Consider the following 18171-nt stretch of genomic DNA (forward strand, 5'->3'; position numbering starts at 1 on the left):
ATGTTCGAGAAAAATGCGGCGATCGACAAAATATGCTGTTTGGTAACCATGACCGTATTGGCGATGCTTGCAGGTGTCAACGTCGGTCCGGAGCGAAGCCGTACAAGTAACCTTGATGACGCCGTGCAGCGGGAGGTAGAGCGCCGCAATCGCGCGATCTTCCTCGCCATGTGACAATGGGATGTCGAGGCACTCGCCTTCTGATTGCTCCACATTGGGACGGGTTCGCCGGCTGCGCCCACACCGTGATGGGATTGACCGCCCGATACGCCAGTCATTCTGACCTTTCGACGACCGTTTTCTTCCAATCGCCGTCGTAAGGCTCTCATGATGCGAAACTATTTTGCTTGATCACGGCCTCGTCTTGAACAGACTGGGGGGCGGTCACATCTGAGACGTCCGCCGCGGCGACGTTGCGGCCATCCACTTCGTCGAATCACAGCAATTTCATTTGCGGCATTCGAGTCCTTGGGGAGACGGAATTGAGCACGACTGACAGAACGGAGCGTCCGGCTCCGACGAACGGCCATGAGCGGCGTTCGCTTCCCCGCCTTGCATCGCTCGGCCTCGCGCCGATCGGGCTGTTGGCTGCGCTGGCGCTCGGCGGCTGTGACGAGAAGAGCGCGCAATCGCAGGCCGCGCCTCCGCCGCCGCCCGTGACCGTCGCGCAGCCGGTCAAGCGCACCGTCACCGACTGGGACGAGTTCACCGGCCGCTTCGAGGCGATCGAGGAGGTTCAGGTCCGCGCCCGCGTCGGCGGCTTCGTCAACAGCGTCGAGTTCAAGGATGGTGCGATCGTCCACGCCGGCGATCTGCTCTACATCATCGATCCGCGGCCGTTCGAGGCCGTGGTTTTGCAGGCCGAAGGTCAGCTCGCCGACGCCCGCGCCAAGGGCGAGCTTGCCAAGCGCGATCTCGAGCGCGGGCTGAACCTGGTGCAGACCAGCGCGGTCTCGGAGCAGGTCGTCGACCAGCGCCGTCAGGCGTTGCAGGCGGCGCGCGCCGCCGAGACCCAGGCCGAGGGTTCGCTGAAGGCCGCGCAGCTCAACGTCGAATTCACCCATGTGGTGGCGCCGATCACCGGCCGCGTCAGCAGGCATCTGGTGACCCCGGGCAATCTGGTGCAGGGCAGCGAGGGCGGCGCGACGCTGCTGACCTCGATCGTGTCGCTCGACCCGATCTATATCTATTTCGACGTCGACGAGGCGACCTATCAGCGCAACAGCAAGCTGTGGTTCGAAGGCCGGCGGCCGAGCTCGCGCGACACCGCAAATCCGGTGCAGGTGGCGCTGACCGGCGAGACCAAGCCCTCGCATGAGGGCAAGATGGACTTCATCGACAACCGGCTCGACGTCTCCACCGCGACGCTGCGCAGCCGCGCGATCATTCCGAACCATGATCTCTCGATCCTGCCCGGCCAGTTCGGCCGCGTCCGCATCATCGGCTCCTCGCCCTATGAGGCGCTGCTGATCCCGGACACCGCTGTTGCCACCGACCAGTCGCGCAAGATCGTGTTCGTGGTCAAGGACGACAACACGGTGGAAGCACGCGCCGTCACGCTCGGGCCGCTCGATGACGGCCTGCGCGTGATCCGCGAGGGTCTCAAGGCTGAGGACCATGTGATCGTCGACGGGCTGCAACGCGCCCGGGTCGGCGCCAAGGTGACGCCGAAGATGGCGCAGGCACCTGCTGGTGACAAGCCGGTGGCAGGTGCCACGCCCCCGGCAGGTGCAAAGCCATGAATCTCGGCAGGCTCTCCATCAACCAGCCCATCCTCGCGATGGTGCTGTCGATCGTGCTGCTGATCGTCGGCGCGATTGCCTATCCGACGCTGCCGGTCTCGGAATATCCGCAGGTGGTGCCGCCGACCGTCACGGTCACGACGCAATATCCGGGCGCGTCGGCGCAGACGGTGTCCGACACCGTCGCAGCTCCGATCGAGCAGGAGATCAACGGCGTCGAGGACATGCTGTATCTCTACAGCCAGGCGACCTCGAACGGCCAGCTCACCATCACCGCCACCTTCAAGCTCGGCACCGACCTCGACAAGGCCCAGGTGCTGGTGCAGAACCGCGTCGCGATCGCGCAGCCGCGGCTGCCTGAGGAAGTGCAGCGCAACGGCGTCGTCACCCGCAAGAACTCGCCCGACATCCTGATGGTCGTGTTCATGCTGTCGCCCGACGACAGTTTCGACCAGCTCTACATCTCCAACTACGCGCTGCTCCAGGTCCGCGACCAGCTGCTGCGGCTCGACGGCGTCGGCGACATCCAGATGTTCGGCGCGCGCGATTACTCGATGCGGCTGTGGCTCGATCCCGACCGGATCGCCAATCTCGGCCTGACCTCGGCGGAGGTGTTGGCCGCGATCCGGGCGCAGAACCTGCAGATCGCGGGCGGCCAGATCGCCGAACCGCCGATCGCCGACCGCGCGTTCCAGCCGAACCTCGTGTTCACCGGCCGCCTCAAGGACATCAGGCAGTTCGAGGACATCGTGGTGAAGGCCGGTTCCGACGGCCGCACCGTGCGGTTGCGCGACGTCGCCCGCGTCGAGCTCGGCGCGCTGTCCTACGCCACCAACAGCTTCCTGCTGCGCAAGTCGGCCGTTGCCCTGCTGGTGACGCAGCGGCCGGGATCGAACGCGCTCGCCACCGCCAAGAACATCACCGATACGATGGCGCAGCTCAAGACGACCTTCCCGAAGGGGCTCGACTACAATATCGGCTACAACCCGACCGAATTCATCGCCCAATCGGTCCATGAGCTGATCAAGACCATCTACGAGGCGATGGCGCTGGTCGTCATCGTGGTGCTGGTGTTCCTGCAAGGCTGGCGGCCGGCGATCATCCCGATCATCGCGATCCCGGTGTCGCTGGTCGGCACCTTTGCGGTGATGGCCGCGCTCGGCTTCTCGATCAACAACCTGACGCTGTTCGGACTGGTGCTCGCGGTCGGCATCGTGGTCGACGACGCCATCGTGGTGGTCGAGAATGTCGAGCGGCATCTCGAGCACGGCATGTCGAGGCGCGAGGCGGCGCTCAAGACCATGGAGGAGGTCGGCGGCGCGCTGGTCTCGATCGCGCTGGTGCTGTGCGCGGTGTTCGTGCCGACTGCGTTCCTCGGCGGCATCTCCGGGCAGTTCTTCCAGCAATTCGCGGTGACCATCGCGGTCGCGACCGCGATCTCCTGCTTCTGCTCGCTGACGCTGTCGCCGGCGCTGGCCTCGCAGATCCTGGTGCCGCATGAGGAGAAGCGGCCGCCGGCGCGCTGGAACATCATCGCGCGGGGCTGGGACAGCTTCACCGCGCTGTTCAACCGGGTGTTCGATCGGCTGGCCCACGGCTATGCCGCGGTGGCCGATTTCGTGATCCGGCACACCGTGGTGATGCTCGCGGTCTATCTCGCGCTGATCGGCAGCGCCGGCTGGCTGCTTGCGACCACCTCGCAGGGCTTCATCCCGGCGCAGGATCGCGGCTACGTCATCATCTCGGCGCAGCTGCCGGGTGCCGCGTCGCTGGCGCGGACCACGGCTGTGGTGCGCGAGATCGAGCGGATCGCGCTGGATACGCCCGGCATTGTCCGCGTCGCCGCGTTCGCCGGCTTCTCCGGCGCGACGCGCACCCAGGCCGGCAATGCTGCCGCGCTGTTCCCGGTGTTCGACGAGCCCGAGGCGCGGCTGAAGAAGGGGCTGACGGCGAACGCCATCACCGCCGAGTTGCGCAAGCGGCTGTCGGTGATCCAGGGCGCCTTCATCATCGTGATTCCGCCGCCGGCCGTGCCCGGCATCGGCACCGGTGGCGGCTTCACTATCCGCGTCCAGGACCGCCAGGGGCGTGGCCCCGAACTGCTGGCGGCCGCGACCGACGAACTGGTGCTGGCGGCGCGCAAGTCGCCGAACCTGACATCGGTGTTCTCGCCATACTCGGCGAACACGCCGCAGCTGTTCGTCGACATCGATCGCGTCAAGGCGCAGAAGCTCGGCGTTCCCATCGCCAACGTCACCGACACGATCGAGACCTATTTCGGCTCGACCTATGTCAACGACTTCAACCTGTTCGGGCGCACCTACCACGTCACGGCGCAGGCCGACCTGCCGTTCCGCAAGGAGACCACCGATCTTGCGCGGCTGCGGACCCGCAACGCCAATGGCGACATGGTGATGCTCGGTAGCATCGTCGACTTCAAGGACATTTCGGGCCCCGACCGGGTCGCGCGCTACAATCTGTATTCGTCGTCCGAATTGCAGGGCGAGCCGGCGCCGGGCGTCAGCTCGACGACGGCGCTCGACACCATCAAGAAGCTCGCCGACGAGACGCTGCCGTCGGGCTTCTCGTTCGAATGGACCGACCTGTCCTACCAGCAGGTCAACGGCGCCAATGCCGGCCTTTACGTGTTCCCGATCTGCGTGCTGTTCGTCTACCTGGTTCTGGCCGCGCAATACGGCAGCTGGACCCTGCCGTTCGCGGTGATCCTGATCGTGCCGATGTGCCTGTTCGCGGCCACCATCGGCGTGCGCATCATGGGCCAGGACGTCAACATCCTGACCCAGATCGGCTTCGTGGTGCTGGTCGGCCTTGCGGCCAAGAACGCGATCCTGATCGTCGAGTTCGCACGCGACATCGAGCTCGAGGGCCGACCGCGGCTGGAGGCCGTGATCGAGGCCTGCCGGCTGCGCCTGAGGCCGATCCTGATGACGTCGTTCGCCTTCATCCTCGGCGTGCTGCCGCTGGTGGTGTCGACCGGCTCGGGCTCGGAGATGCGGCAGGCGGTCGGCGTCGCCGTGTTCTTCGGCATGCTCGGCGTCACCCTGTTCGGCCTGGTGTTCACCCCGATCTTCTACATGGTGGTGCGCAACCTCGCGGAAGGAAAGAACGAGGGTAAGCCGAAGGAGACGGCGGCGGCGGCGGGGTGAGCATCGCTCTCTCCGTCGTCATTCCGGGGCGCCGCGGAGCGGCGAGCCCGGAATCCATTCTTCCACCTGGGCTGCGGCCCGATGGATTCCGGGCTCGCGCAGCGCGCGCCCCGGAATGACGGGAGAGCGCAACGCGAGCCCATACTTTTGGCTGAACTGAAATCGATGGGCAGGCGCGCGGTTATAAAATAATGTCGCGCCGATTTTTCCTGATGAGAAAACTGCTGGGAGAGCATAACAATGAAGTCGGGATTTTTGGCCGCGGTCGCGGCATGCAGCCTGATGCTTGCGGCGCCGGCGATGGCCCAGGGCGTCAAGATCGGCATCCTGAACGACCAGTCGGGCGTCTACGCGGATTACGGCGGAAAGTACTCGGTCGAAGCCGCCAAGATGGCGATCGAGGATTTCGGCGGCGAGGTACTCGGCCAGAAGGTCGAGATGGTCACCGCCGATCACCAGAACAAGCCCGACCTCGCGACCTCGATCGCGCGGCGCTGGTATGACGCCGATGGCGTCGACATGATCACCGAGCTGACGACCTCGTCGGTCGCGCTCGCGGTGCAGGAGCTCTCGAAGGAAAAGAAGAAGATCGACATCGTGGTCGGGGCCGCGACCTCGGCGATCACGGGCGCGTCCTGCACGCCCTATGGCTTCCACTGGGCGTTCGACACCCATGCGCTCGCGGTCGGCACCGGCGGCGCGCTGGTGAAGGCCGGTGGCGACAGCTGGTTCTTCCTCACCGCCGACTACGCGTTCGGCTACGCGCTGGAAAAGGACACCAGCGAGATCGTCACCGCCGCCGGCGGCAAGGTGCTGGGCTCGGTCCGCGTGCCGTTGAACTCGTCGGACTTCTCCTCCTTCCTGTTGCAGGCGCAGAGCTCGAAGGCGAAGGTCATCGGCCTCGCCAATGCCGGCCAGGACACCACCAACTCGATCAAGCAGGCCGCCGAGTTCGGCATCGTCAGGGGCGGCCAGAAGCTCGCCGGGCTGTTGATGACGCTCGCCGAGGTCAACGGTCTCGGGCTCGAGGCCGCGCAGGGCCTGGTGCTGACCGAGGGGTTCTACTGGGATCACGACGACAAGAGCCGCGCCTTCTCCGAGCGCTTCTTCAAGCGCACCGGACGGATGCCGAGCATGATCCACGCCGGCACCTATTCGGCGACCTTGAGCTATCTGAAGGCGGTGAAGGCCGCCGGCACCAAGGATTCGGATGCGGTCGCCAAGAAGCTGAAGGAGCTGCCGGTCGACGACGCCTTCGCCCAGGGCAAGGTGCAGGAGAACGGCCGCATGGTCCACGACATGTATCTGTTCGAAGTCAAGAAGCCCTCCGAATCGAAGAAGCCGTGGGACTACTACAAGCAACTCGCCGTGGTGCCCGGCGACCAGGCCTTCCCGCGGGCCAAGGACTCGGGGTGCCCGCTGACCAAGTAATGCAAAGCTGTTGAAACAACACAACTGTCGTCCCGGCGAAGGCCGGGACCCATAACCACCGATCTCAGTTGTTGTGTAAGGCTGGGGCCCCAGCCCTCGCAAAACTGGACCCTGTGGTTATGGGTCCCGGGTCAAGCCCGGGACGACAGCGGAATATGCGGCGCGATCGCGCCTTCAATGCACCAGCCGCCACACCGCGCCGCCGATCGCGCCGACCCACAGGACGACGGACGCCAGCGCCTGGATGGCGAAGCCGGGGCTGCGTTTCGCCACCGCCTCGCGATAGCCGATGAAGTAGACGATGCGGCCGATCACCCAGATCGCGCCGACGATGGCGGCCGCGGCATCGCCGATATAGATCGCGAACAGCCAGAGCGACGGCAGGAAGATCGGCATCCATTCCAGCGTGTTCATCTGGATCCGGAAGATGCGCTCGAAATCCGGATGGCCTGAAATCGCCGGCAGCTTGACGCCGTAGCGGACGCGGGCGCGCGCGACCTGCGTCGAGGTGAAGAAATAGAACGCGACCGCAAGGCAGGTGACGATGGCCGTGTAGGGGTACATGGCAGGCGTTTCCTCTTGTTGCACTGGCCCCGATGTCATGACTGGGCAGCAGGGTCCGGTGTGACAGGCGTGGTCATCTGGGCTGCGCCGATCTTCCGTCGGCGTCCTAGTATCCCGTCATCTCAAGATAGCCGATTCCGGCGTGGCTGCCGGAAAAGCGGATCGGACCTTCCCAATAGGGGAAGCTGGTCCCCATCCAGCTTCGCGGATAGAGCGGCATGGTTTCGATGGCGAGGCCGCGCGCGGGCAGGGTGATACGCCATGATGTCGGCAGCTTGCGGTCGCCGATCTCCGTGATCGCGGTTGGCGTGAGGCTGTTGCCGGCGGCCGCGATCTCGGCCGAGCGGCCGTCCGGCGTGATCCAGTTGCCGAACAGGTTTTCGCGGCCGTCCTTCTGGCGCAGCCGGTACAGCATCAGCTTCTCGTCGCCGGGCAGATGCAGCGAGAACCAGTCCCAGCCGGTCTGGTCGGCGGCAAGCGGCTGGCTGCTCCATTCGCGATCCATCCAGGCCACACCCGTGACGTCGACCGGCCTGTCGTCGATCACGATGCGGCCGGACGCCCGGTAGAACGGCTGGCTGTAATAATAAGAGGCCTGTCCGCGATCCGATTTGCGGCTGTAACCGTGGTCGCCTTGCAGCACCAATGCGCGGTCGGCTTCGAGGTGGAGCGTGGCGCTGAAATCGGTGGCGGAGGCCTTGAGCTCGAGCGGCGCGACGCGCTGCGCGTCGAATCCATCGAGCCCGCGGATCTCCCAGGCGTCGATCCAGGCATGGAACGGCGTGGCTTCGACACCGGCCTGCCCGACGCCGCCGCGCGCGAACGTCTCGCTGAAGCGATGCGTAGCGGCGCTGGTCACCGCCGCGTGGCCCATCCAGAGCTGTTGGCTGGCCCAGCCCTCGCTGGGACCGCCCGGCTTCATCGCCTGGCGGAACAGCGTCCATTGCGCGCCATAGGCCGCGCCGCTGGCATCCGACAGGTTTGCCGTCACGTACCACCACTCGATCCGGAAGTCCGGATGTGGGCCGTGATCGGCGGGGAAGGCGAACGGCTTGCCCGGCGTGACGGCGGCAAAACCTTCGGCATTCTCGCCGAGCCCGGCAAAGCCCTGGGCAAGGCTCCTGCCGCCGAGCACCAGCGCCAACGCACCGCCGGCAAACGCGCGACGCGTGATCGTGCCGCTAGCGCTCATTGACGAAGATCCTGATCAGGCTGGCCGGCTGCATGCGGGCCAGCCTGGCGACCGGGAGTGCGGCGGCACAGAGCGCGGCGGCCATCGCCACCGCGAGCAGCTCGATCAGTTGCAGCGGGAAGACGTGGAACGGCAGCCGCCAGCCGAACGCTTTCACATTGACGATCGCAAGCAGGCACCACGCCACCAGCAGGCCGAGCGGCAGCGCGAACAGCGCGGTGATCAATGCGACGGCCATGGTCTTCAACAGTTCGAGCGCCGCGAGCCGCCGCCGCGTCAGGCCGATTGCCCACAGCGGCGCCAGTTGCGGCAGCCGCGAATTGGCCAGTGTGAGCAGGCTGGTCAAGAGCGCGATGCCGGCGACGCCGAGCGTGAAGGCGTTGAGCGCCGCGGTCACCGAGAAGGTGCGATTGAAGATACGTTTGGACTCCCGCTTCATCGTCGCCTGGTCGGCAACGCTGCGGTCGTCGAGAGCGAACTTCTCCTGCAACGCCGTGATCAGCGGCGCGATGCGATCCGGCGCGACGCGGAGCCCGAGCCGGGTCTGCGGCGTCTGCGGAAAGCGGCGCGTCAGTGCGGCGAAGTTGACCGCGATCTGGCCCTTCGGGTTGCCGTAATCGGCATAGATGCCGACGATCTCGAGCGGCCAGTTGCCGCCGGGGGCGGGGACGTCGATGTGATCGCCGAGGCCGAGCTTCATCCGTCGCGCCAATTGCTCGCTGACCAGACAAGTATCGCCGGGGCGCAGCCTGACCCAGGCATTGGCGGTGCTCTCCAGCAGCGGCCAGTTGTCGCGATAGGTCGAGTGGTCGGGCAGGCCGAGCACCTCGATTGGCGCACCACCGAATTGCGTGTCGGCGCGGCCGCCGGGCAGAATCGCCTCGACCTCCGGCCGGTCACGCAGCCAGGCCTTGATCTCCTTGGCCTGGGCATCGCTGGCGGCGCTGACATAGACGTCGGCGGCGAGGCGGCCGTCGAGCCAGACCAGGAAGGTGCGGCTGAAGCTGTCCACCATGGTGCCGACGCCGACATTGACTGCGAGCGCGAGCAGTAAGGCCATCAGCGCCAGCGACAATCCCGATAGCTGCTGGCGGCTGTCGGCCCAGAACCAGATGCCGACCGGTGCCCGCGCGCTGCGCTGCCCGATCGCGAGCGCGATTTGCAGCACCATCGGCAGGATCAATGCCGCGCCGAGCATCAGCGCGGCGAGCACGGCAAAGCCCGCGATCAGGGAATCGCCGAATCGAATGAGCGCGGCGGCAACCGCGAACACCGCGACTGCCGCTGCGCTCTGAAACATCAGCCAGCGCCGCTGCGCCTGCTGCCAGGCCTGCGGCTGCGCGGTCGCCAGCACCGGCATCCGGATCGCCTTGATCAGACTCGCGGCCGCGGCGGCCAGCGCGCCCAGGATGCTGATGGCGACGCCGGCGAGCCACCACACCGGCTTGAGCGAAAGCTGTCCCGGAATCTGCGCGCCATAGAGCCCGCGCAGCGACGCCGCGACGTCCGGCAGCAACGACGCCGCGATGAAGTAGCCGCAGACCAGGCCGATCAGGCCGGCGACCAGCGCCAGCGATAGCAGCTCGATCACCAGCACGGTGTTGATCATCCGGGCCGAGACGCCGCAGGCGCGCAACGTCCGCAGCATCGGCAGCCGCTGCTCGAAGGCAAGTCCGATCGCCGAATTGACGATGAACAGGCCGACGAAGAACGACAGCAGGCCGAACGCGGTGAGGTTGAGATGGAAGCTGTCGGTCAGGCGTTCGAGGTCGCTCTCGGCGCTCGGCTCGACGAGGCGGAGCCTTTCGCCTGCCACGCTTTGCAGCGTGGCGTGCGGCGCCATGGACTTGCCTTTGGACTTGCCGACCAAGAGGCGCGACACATGGCCGGGCAGCTTCAGGATATCCTGCGCGATACCGATATCGACCACCAGCGCGCCGGGCGCGAGCTCCGCCTGTACGCGCAGCGGCGGCAAGATGACGCCGCTGGCCTGCGGCCGCTCGCCCTCCTTGAGGCCGAGATCGCGCAACGTTTCCGGCGCCACCAGCATCTCGCCGGGCGGCGTGACGAAGGCTTGCAGGCTGCCGCGGCTGACCACCGGCGCGGTGCCGACCTCGGACGGCAAGGTCACCGGCTCGACGCCGAGCAGGCGGAAGCTGCGGCCATCGATCTGGACCCGGCCTTCCAGCATCGGCGACACCGGCCAGCCGGCGCGGCGCAGATCGACGAACAGTCGTTGTGGGAAGGTCGCGCTGTCGCGGCCCACCAGCATGGCGGTGCGCGAGCCGCCGAAGGTCGCGGCGGCGCGGTCATAGGCGATGCGGGCTTGCTGGTTCAGCGCCTGCACGCCGCTCCACAGCGCGGTTGCCGAGATCAGCCCGATCAGCAGCGTCGCAAGCTGCATCGGATGCCGTCGCCAGTGGCTGAGCAGCACGGCGAGGATCCAGATTGCGCGCTTCATGCGAGCCTTCCCGCATGCAGCGTGACCTGGCGGTCGAGCGTCGCGGCGAGCCGCGCGCTGTGGGTGACCATCAGGAAGCCGCAGCCGGTGCGAACGACCAGATCGCGCGCCAGATGCAGCACCTCGTCGGCGGTGTCCTCGTCGAGATTGCCGGTCGGCTCATCGGCGAGCAGCAACAGTGGCTTCGGCGCCAGCGCGCGGCCGATCGCGACGCGCTGCTGCTGGCCGCCGGACAATTGCTCCGGATAGCGCCTGAGCAGGTTTTTCAGGCCGAGACGCTCGACCAGCTCGTCATGCCAGGCCGCATCGTGCCGGCCGGCGATGCGCGACTGGAACACGAGATTATCTGATACCGTCAGGCTCGGGATCAGGTTGAATTGCTGGAACACGAGGCCGAGCCGGTCGCGGCGCAGCTCGGCGCGGCCGGCATCGTTGAGCCCGGAGACAACGATATCCGCGAGCTTGATTTCGCCGCCATCGGCGGCATCGAGCCCCGCGATCAGATGCAGCAGCGTGCTCTTGCCGCTGCCGGACTCGCCCGATAGCGCGACGCTCTCCCCGGTCGTCACGGTGAGGTCGACGCCGCGCAGCACGGCGACGTCTTCGCCGGCGGAGCGGTAACTCTTGGTCAGGCCGGTGACGCGAAGCAGCGTGGCGGTCTGGTCAGGCGAAGCGATGGCGGGGCCTCATTGCGGCTTCTGGTATTTCAGGACGAACTCGTCGATCGGCACCGGTGCCTTGAAGACGGGAATGTCCTTCGGGTCCTCCGCATGATGCAGGAAATCGCCCTCGGCGACCAGCTTGAAACCGGCGGCCTCGATCTCCTGCTTCAGTGTGCTCTCCTCGATCCGGTGCAACGTCTTGGCGACGCTGGTGCCGTCGCCCGGCTTGGCCGAATGGTCCGCGATGATGAGGTAGCCGCCCGGCTTGAGCGCGGCGAACATCTTCTTGTTCATCGCGGCGCGATCGACCGGCAGGTAGGTGATGTCGTGATAGAAAAAGAAGAAGGTGATCATGTCGAGGTTTTTGAGATCGGGCGGGATCGGATCGTCATAGTCCCGGACCACATGCACCACGTTCTTCATCGCCGGCGACTTCGCGCGGGTGTCGAACCTGTCCTTGACGAAGCGCTCGAGCACGGCGGCCGAATCCTGCGCATAGACCTTGCCTGACGGGGCAACCGTGCGCGCCAGCAATTCGGTGCTGTAGCCGGCGCTCGCCGCCATGTCGAGGATCGTCATGCCCGGCTTGACGCCGGCAAAGGCCAGCATCCTGGCCGGCTGGCGGCGCTGGTCGACTTGGCGATCGGTATCGCTGCGATCGGGCGCGGCGACGATCGCCGCATAGTCGGGGCTTGCCGCGTCTTGCGCACGGACGGGCATTGCGAGCAGTGCGGTGGACACGAGTGCGGCGCAAGCGGCCGCGCGAAGGATCAATCTGTTCATGAAATAACCCCGGCTTTTCGTTGCGCCCGAACATAGCAGCCGAGGCATGACAGATCACCGCTTCACGGCCGCGACGACGCGATCGTGATCGAAGGCGCCGCGAGGTCATCGTGGCGTGGCGGCCACAGGCCCCGAGCAAATGCGGTGTTGCGTTGCGCAGCGAGGCGTGGCTAGCATCTCTGACGGGGCCGAATTTACGAAGCCAAGATACGAAGCCAAGAAACGAAACGACGGGGAGCCAGACATGACCACGCAACCGACGCCCAGGGGCACGCCAAAGGGGACGCCCAAAGGCGCTTGGCAGATCACCTTCCTGCTGTTCCTGTTCATGGTGGTGAACTTTGCCGACAAGATCGTGGTCGGGCTCGCCGGCGTGCCGATCCGGAAGGAATTGGGCCTGACGCCGGAGCAGTTCGGCGATCTCGGCGCAGCCTTCTTCCTGCTGTTCTCGATCTCGGCGATCGTGGTCGGCTTCATCGTCAACCGTGTCGCGACCCGCTGGGTGCTCTTGGTCCTCGCGGTGGTCTGGTCGCTGGCGCAATTTCCGATGGTGGGCGACGTCAGCTTCGCGACGCTGGTGATCTGCCGCATCATCCTCGGCGCCGGCGAGGGGCCGGCATTCTCGGTCGCCGCGCACGCGATCTACAAATGGTTTCCGGACGAGAAGCGCACGTTGCCGACCGCGATCCTGTCGCAGGGTTCGGCGTTCGGCGTGATCCTCGCGGTGCCGGCGCTGAACTGGATCATCGTCAATCACAGCTGGCATCACGCCTTCGGCGCGCTTGGGATCGTCGGCCTGCTCTGGGCGGTCGCCTGGTTCGCGCTCGGCAAGGAAGGCCCGCTGGAATCGAGCAGCACGATCGTCGCCAACGAGCAGCGGATTCCCTACTGGAAGCTCTTGACCTCGCGCACCTTCGTCGGTTGCGTGATCGCGACCTTCGGTGCCTATTGGGCTTTGTCGCTCGGGCTGACCTGGTTCACCTCGTTCATCATCGAGGGGCTCGGCTTCTCGCAGCAGCAGGCCGGCTTCGTCTCGATCCTGCCCTGGATCTTCGGCGCGACCATCGTGATCCTGACTGGCTGGATTTCGCAGTTGATGCTGGCGCGCGGCTTCACCACCCGTGGCGCGCGAGGCGTGCTCGGCTCGGTGCCGCTGATCATCGGCGGCTGCATTCTCGCGACGCTGCCCTATGCGCCGCCCGGCGGCCTGATGATCGCGCTGCTGGTGATCGGCTCCGGCCTGTGCGGCTCGATCTACGTGGTCTGCCCGCCGATGCTCGGCGAGTTCACCCCGGTGTCGCAGCGCGGCGCGATCATCGCGATCTACGGCGCGCTCTACACCGTCTCGGGCTTCCTGGCGCCGATGGTGATGGGCAGCGTGATCCAGCATGCGGCGACCCCGATGGCCGGCTACATGACGGGCTTCACCATCAACGCCGCGATCATGGCCGGTTCCGGCCTGCTCGGGTTGCTGCTGCTGTGGCCGAACACCGAGCGCGCACGACTGATCGGCGAGCCTGCCGCGCAGCCGAAGTTCGCCTGACGCGATGGCGCGCTATCGGCTCCATTGCATCGGCGCCTCGGGCAACTCCTACAAGTTGGCCCTCTACATGAACTGTGCCGGCCTCGACTGGGAGCCGGTCGGGGTCGACTTCGCCGGCGGCCAGATGCGGGACGCCGGCTGGCGCGCCAGCACCAATGCGATGGGCGAGGTGCCGGTGCTCGAGGTCGACGGCCAATTCATGTCGCAGTCGGGTGCGATCCTGGTCTGGCTCGCGGAAACCACCGGCAAGTTCGCGCCCGCCGATGACCAGCGCTTCGAGGCGTTGCGCTGGATCATGTTCGACAATCACAAATTCACCAACAACCATGCGATGCACCGCTTCCAGCGGTCGTTCATGCCGGAGCCGGTGCATCCGGCGATTCTCGCGTTCCTGCGGGCGCGCTCGGAGTCGAGCTTCGCGATTGTCGACAAGCATCTCGCGGATCGCGCCTTCATGCTCGGCGACCAGCCGACCATCGTGGATTTCTCCCTCGCGGGATACGTCTATTATCCCAAGGAGGAGACCGGCTTCGACATCGCGGCGGAATTTCCGGCGCTCGATGCCTGGCGCAAGCGCCTCGCGGCGCTGCCGGGCTGGAAGCCGCCGTATGAATTGATGCCGGTGGGATCGGACCTGCGGACCGCGATGCGGCGGCCGGTCTAGCACGGCTTTTGCTGTCATCCAGGTTACGGCGGCTCCTTCACCCTCCCCCTCCAGGGCAGGGCTGTCGCACATGACATCTAAGGGCTCTGGAACTGACGTTTCCACATCGTCATGCCCGGGCTTGTCCCGGGCATCCACGTCTTGTTTTCTTGTGAAGGAAGACGTGGATGGCCGGGACAAGCCCGGCCATGACGGCGTTCACATGGGTTGCTCACACCATATGCGATAACCCTGCCCTCCAGGGGAGGGTGCGCCGTTGTGCTGGTCTCAGTTCAATCCCTGCGCGCCGCGGACCAGCCGACCCGGACGTGCGCCGGTGGCTCTGCCCTCGCGCTGGGTGACGATGCCGGAGACGATGGTGGCGTCGTAGCCGTCGACCTGTTGCAGGAGACGGCGGCCGCCGACCGGCAGGTCGTAATGCACCTTCGGAGGATGCAGGTGCAGCCGGCCGTAGTCGATCACGTTGACGTCGGCCTTGAAGCCCGGCGCGATCACGCCGCGATCATGCAGCCCGACCGACAGCGCGGTCTTGCGCGATTGCGCAGCGACCACGAACGGGATCGAGAGCTTGTCGCCGCGGCTGCGATCGCGGGTCCAGTGCGTCAAGAGATAGGTCGGGAAGCTGGCGTCGCAGATGATGCCGCAATGCGCGCCACCATCAGACAGGCCGGGCACCGCGCTCGGCTCGCGCAGCATCTCGTGCACGGCATCGAGATTGCCGTCGGCGTAATTCAGGAACGGCACGTAGAGCATGCCGCGGCCTTCATCGGTCAGCATCGCGTCATAGGCGAGCTCTTCCGGCTGCCGGCCCTGGCGGCGCGCCTGCGGACCGAGCGCGTTCTCGGGCGGCTGTTCATAGTCCGGCGGATTGCCGAGCAGGTACATCTTATCGTAGTTCGGCCGGAAGAACAGCGGATCGTCGGTCGCGGTTGCGCTCTCGCTCAGGATCGCGGCGCGCACCTCGGGCCGGCGCAGATGCTTGAGCCGCTCGGCCAGCGGCAGCCTGGCGATCTCGCGATAGCTCGGATGGGTCTGGAACGGGTTGCGCGACAATTCCAGCCCGAGCAGCAGCCCGACCGGCCGCGCCGCGATCTGGGTCGTGATCGACAGGCCGCGCGCCGCGGCCTCATTGATGGTGTCCATGGTCTGCCGCCAGCGCCGCGGCGCCTTGTCGGCCTGCGCGACGGAGAACGAGATCGGGCATTTGGTGGTCTCGGCGACCCGCAGCATCATCGGCAGGTCTTCGTGCACGGTGCTCTGGTCGAGCACGAATTGCAGCACGCTGCGGCCGACGCCGTGCATCGCGCCGGCGATCGCGGTCAGTTCATCCTCGCCCGCTTTCAGCGTCGGGGTGTAGTCGCCGGTCGAGGTGCGGTGATTGAGCGTGCGCGAGGTCGAGAATCCCAGCGCGCCCGAGCGCACCGCGTCGCCGGCGAGTGCCGCCATCTGTTTGTTGTCCTCGGGCGTTGCCGGATCGCGGCGCGCGCCGCGCTCGCCCATCACATAGACCCGCAGCGCGGCGTGCGGCAGTTGCGCGCCGATATCCATGTCGAAGCTGCGCTTCGACAGCCACTCCATGTAGTCGGGAAAGCTCTCCCACGCCCAGGGAATGCCGGCCGAGAGCACCGGCTCCGGAATGTCCTCGACGCCCTCCATCAGCTGGATCAGCCTGCCATGATCGCTCGGCCGGCACGGCGCGAAGCCGACGCCGCAATTGCCCATGATCGCCGTCGTGACGCCGTTCTGCGACGACGGCGTGATATCCTGGCTCCAGGTCACCTGGCCGTCGTAATGGGTGTGGACGTCGACGAAGCCGGGCGCGACCAGTTTGCCGCGCGCGTCGATCTCTTCCTTGCCCTTGGCTGCGACCTTGCCGACTTCGGTGATCTTGCCGCCGGTGATTGCGACATCGGCTTCATAGAGATCGCCACCCTTGCCATCTGCAATATTGCCGCCGCGGATCACGAGGTCTGGGGTCGAGGTCATGGCATTTCATCCCGAGGCTGTTTTTGGTTATGCGGCATCATGGGTGACCCCTTGATGCTGTCAACCAGCGCCGACGAAGCTCTGGGATGCGCTGGCGGCGCTTTGCCGGCGAGAACCAATCGTTGCCACGCGGCGGAAATTTGTTCCGCCAGGTAAGCTTCCGCGGATCTACCTTGCGCCGTAGAACGCCGTCTTCTGGGTCTCCTCGGCCTGTAACCGGGCGCGCACGCGCATCAGATCCTTCCAGCCGATATAGCCGACCAGGCGCTGGTCCTCGCGCGAGATCACCGGCAGATGCGAGACGTTGACCTGCATCAGGCGGTCGGCGAGGCGGTCGAGATATTCATCCGGGTAGGCGACCGTGACCTTGCTGCCGGTCAGCAGTTGGCCGAGCGTCGCGGTGCGATGCTTGCCGGCGCGGCGCCAGCGTAGCACGGAGGGCGGATCGATCACGCCGAGCACGTGATGGTTGGCGTCGACCACCGGGAAGCTCGGATGGCCGGTCTTCGGGTTGGTCAGGAATGCTGCCGCGCCGTGCAGCGTCATGCTGTCGGAGACGCTCTCGACTGCCTTGGTCATGACATCGCGCACGCGGGTCAGTGCGAACGGATCGACCCGGTACTCGCGCACCAGATGATGGCCGCGCCGCGCCACCTTCTCGGTCAGGATCGAGCGCCGCATCAGCAGCACCGTGACGCCGTGCGCGCTACAGCAGGCCGCGATCAGCGGCAGCAGCACATGGGTGTTGCCGGTGAGCTCGACGGCGAAGAAAGTCGCGGTCAGGGGCGAGCGCATCGTGCCGCCCATCGTTGCCGCCATCGCCAGCAGCGCCCAGAAGCCGGGGCTCGCGGCCGGCAGGTAACCGCTCAGCGCGGTGCCCATCGCACCGCCCATGATGAGCAGCGGCGCCAGCACGCCGCCCGACGTGCCGGAGCCGAGCGCGACCGACCAGATAATCGCCTTCACCACGAGCAGCAGCAGCGCGGCCTTCAGCACCACATTGCCTTGCAGCATCGACGCGAGATTGTCGTAGCCGACGCCGAGTGCCTGCGGCTCGATCAAGCCGCCGAGACCGACCACCAGGCCGCCGATCAGCGGCCACCACATCCAGTGGATCGGCAGCTTCAGGAAGATGTCCTCGCAGCCATAGACCAGTTGCGTGAGCACGCCCGACAGCAGCCCGGACAGGATTCCGACCAGCATCCAGGCGGCGAGCTGGAGCAGCGAGATGTCGACGCCGCCCGCGAATGGAAACAGCGGCGCCGGCATGTGCAGGAAGGTGCGTCCGACCGCGGCCACCACGGCGGCGACGGTGACCGGAATGAAGCTGCGCGGCGTCCATTCGAACAGCAGCAGTTCGACCGCAAGCATGATTGCTGCAATCGGCGTTCCGAATACGGTGGTCATGCCGGCGGCGGCGCCCGCCACCAGCAGGGTCTTGCGCTCGTTGTCCGTCACAGGGAGCATCTGCGCGATCAGCGAGCCGATCGCGCCGCCGGTCATGATGATCGGACCCTCGGCGCCGAACGGGCCGCCGGTGCCGATCGAGATCGCCGACGACAAGGGCTTGAGGATCGCCACCTTGGGGTCGAGCCGCGAACGGCCGAGCAGGATGGCCTCGATGGCTTCCGGAATGCCGTGCCCGCGGATCTTCTCGCTGCCGAAGCGCGCCATCAGGCCGATGATCAGCGCGCCGGCGACCGGCACCAGCACGGTCCAGAGACCAAGCGGCGAGTCCTGCAATTTCAGGTCGGCGAAGCTGAACCGGCCGAAATAGGCGATGTTGGTGGCGAGCTTGATCAATTGCAGCAGGCCGGCGCCGGCCAGCACGCCGGCGACGGAGACAAACACGGCGATCGCGGAGATCATCACGACGCGCGGATCGGTCGTGAAGTCGCTCAGGAGGTGGCTGGCCTTGTCGCCGATTTTGGCGGACGTGCTCGATTTGGTGGAAATGACGCTCATGGCTGGCGTAA

Annotated in this window: 13 protein-coding genes; 6 read left to right on the forward strand and 7 right to left on the reverse strand. The window is 66.3% G+C overall.

The window, feature by feature from the left end; genetic code table 11:
* From B2W55_RS28305 to B2W55_RS28320, 4 genes are all read left to right on the forward strand, one after another.
* On the forward strand, window positions 1-174 hold the full coding sequence (locus B2W55_RS28305; protein WP_160306676.1) for a hypothetical protein: 174 nt from the start codon (window positions 1-3) through the stop codon (window positions 172-174).
* 401 nt (window positions 175-575) lie between these two features.
* Entirely contained in the window at window positions 576-1742 is a 1167-nt protein-coding gene (locus tag B2W55_RS28310) for an efflux RND transporter periplasmic adaptor subunit (protein WP_100555166.1), read from the forward strand.
* Window positions 1739-4909, forward strand: a complete 3171-nt coding sequence (locus B2W55_RS28315; protein ID WP_024578745.1) for an efflux RND transporter permease subunit — start codon at window positions 1739-1741, stop codon at window positions 4907-4909. The genes B2W55_RS28310 and B2W55_RS28315 overlap by 4 nt, the downstream gene beginning before the upstream one ends.
* A 240-nt stretch (window positions 4910-5149) precedes the next feature.
* Window positions 5150-6340 carry an ABC transporter substrate-binding protein gene (locus tag B2W55_RS28320; RefSeq protein ID WP_024578746.1) on the forward strand — a complete coding sequence of 397 codons (1191 nt, stop codon included), beginning with the start codon at window positions 5150-5152 and terminating at the stop codon, window positions 6338-6340.
* Between the two features lie 174 nt (window positions 6341-6514).
* Here the strand turns inward: B2W55_RS28320 and B2W55_RS28325 are convergent, their stop codons facing one another.
* From B2W55_RS28325 to B2W55_RS28345, 5 genes are all read right to left on the reverse strand, one after another.
* Window positions 6515-6904, reverse strand: a complete 390-nt coding sequence (locus B2W55_RS28325) for an MAPEG family protein (protein WP_024578747.1) — start codon at window positions 6902-6904, stop codon at window positions 6515-6517.
* Between the two features lie 106 nt (window positions 6905-7010).
* Entirely contained in the window at window positions 7011-8096 is a 1086-nt protein-coding gene (locus B2W55_RS28330) for a lipocalin-like domain-containing protein (RefSeq protein ID WP_024578748.1), read from the reverse strand.
* Entirely contained in the window at window positions 8086-10557 is a 2472-nt protein-coding gene (locus B2W55_RS28335) for an ABC transporter permease (RefSeq protein ID WP_024578749.1), read from the reverse strand. The genes B2W55_RS28330 and B2W55_RS28335 overlap by 11 nt, the downstream gene beginning before the upstream one ends.
* Window positions 10554-11207: an ABC transporter ATP-binding protein gene (locus B2W55_RS28340; RefSeq protein ID WP_029878742.1), complete on the reverse strand. Its 654-nt coding sequence runs from the start codon at window positions 11205-11207 to the stop codon at window positions 10554-10556. The genes B2W55_RS28335 and B2W55_RS28340 overlap by 4 nt, the downstream gene beginning before the upstream one ends.
* A gap of 36 nt (window positions 11208-11243) precedes the next feature.
* Window positions 11244-12002: a class I SAM-dependent methyltransferase gene (locus tag B2W55_RS28345; RefSeq protein ID WP_024578751.1), complete on the reverse strand. Its 759-nt coding sequence runs from the start codon at window positions 12000-12002 to the stop codon at window positions 11244-11246.
* A gap of 244 nt (window positions 12003-12246) precedes the next feature.
* Between B2W55_RS28345 and B2W55_RS28350 the strand changes: the two genes are divergently transcribed.
* A complete protein-coding gene (locus B2W55_RS28350) occupies window positions 12247-13545 on the forward strand; it encodes an MFS transporter (protein ID WP_029878743.1) in 1299 nt (432 codons plus the stop codon).
* Window positions 13546-13549: 4 nt separating this feature from the next.
* Window positions 13550-14209, forward strand: a complete 660-nt coding sequence (locus B2W55_RS28355) for a glutathione S-transferase family protein (protein WP_029878744.1) — start codon at window positions 13550-13552, stop codon at window positions 14207-14209.
* 267 nt (window positions 14210-14476) lie between these two features.
* On the opposite strand, the gene B2W55_RS28360 is transcribed toward B2W55_RS28355, so the two are convergent.
* Window positions 14477-16195, reverse strand: coding sequence for an N-acyl-D-amino-acid deacylase family protein (locus B2W55_RS28360; protein ID WP_024578752.1), 1719 nt, complete (start codon window positions 16193-16195; stop codon window positions 14477-14479).
* 168 nt (window positions 16196-16363) lie between these two features.
* On the reverse strand, window positions 16364-18160 hold the full coding sequence (locus B2W55_RS28365; protein WP_024578753.1) for a chloride channel protein: 1797 nt from the start codon (window positions 18158-18160) through the stop codon (window positions 16364-16366).
* Window positions 18161-18171 lie beyond the last annotated feature (11 nt).

Source organism: Bradyrhizobium sp. UBA2491, assembly GCF_002341725.1.
In the GTDB taxonomy this organism is placed as follows: Bacteria; Pseudomonadota; Alphaproteobacteria; order Rhizobiales; family Xanthobacteraceae; genus Bradyrhizobium.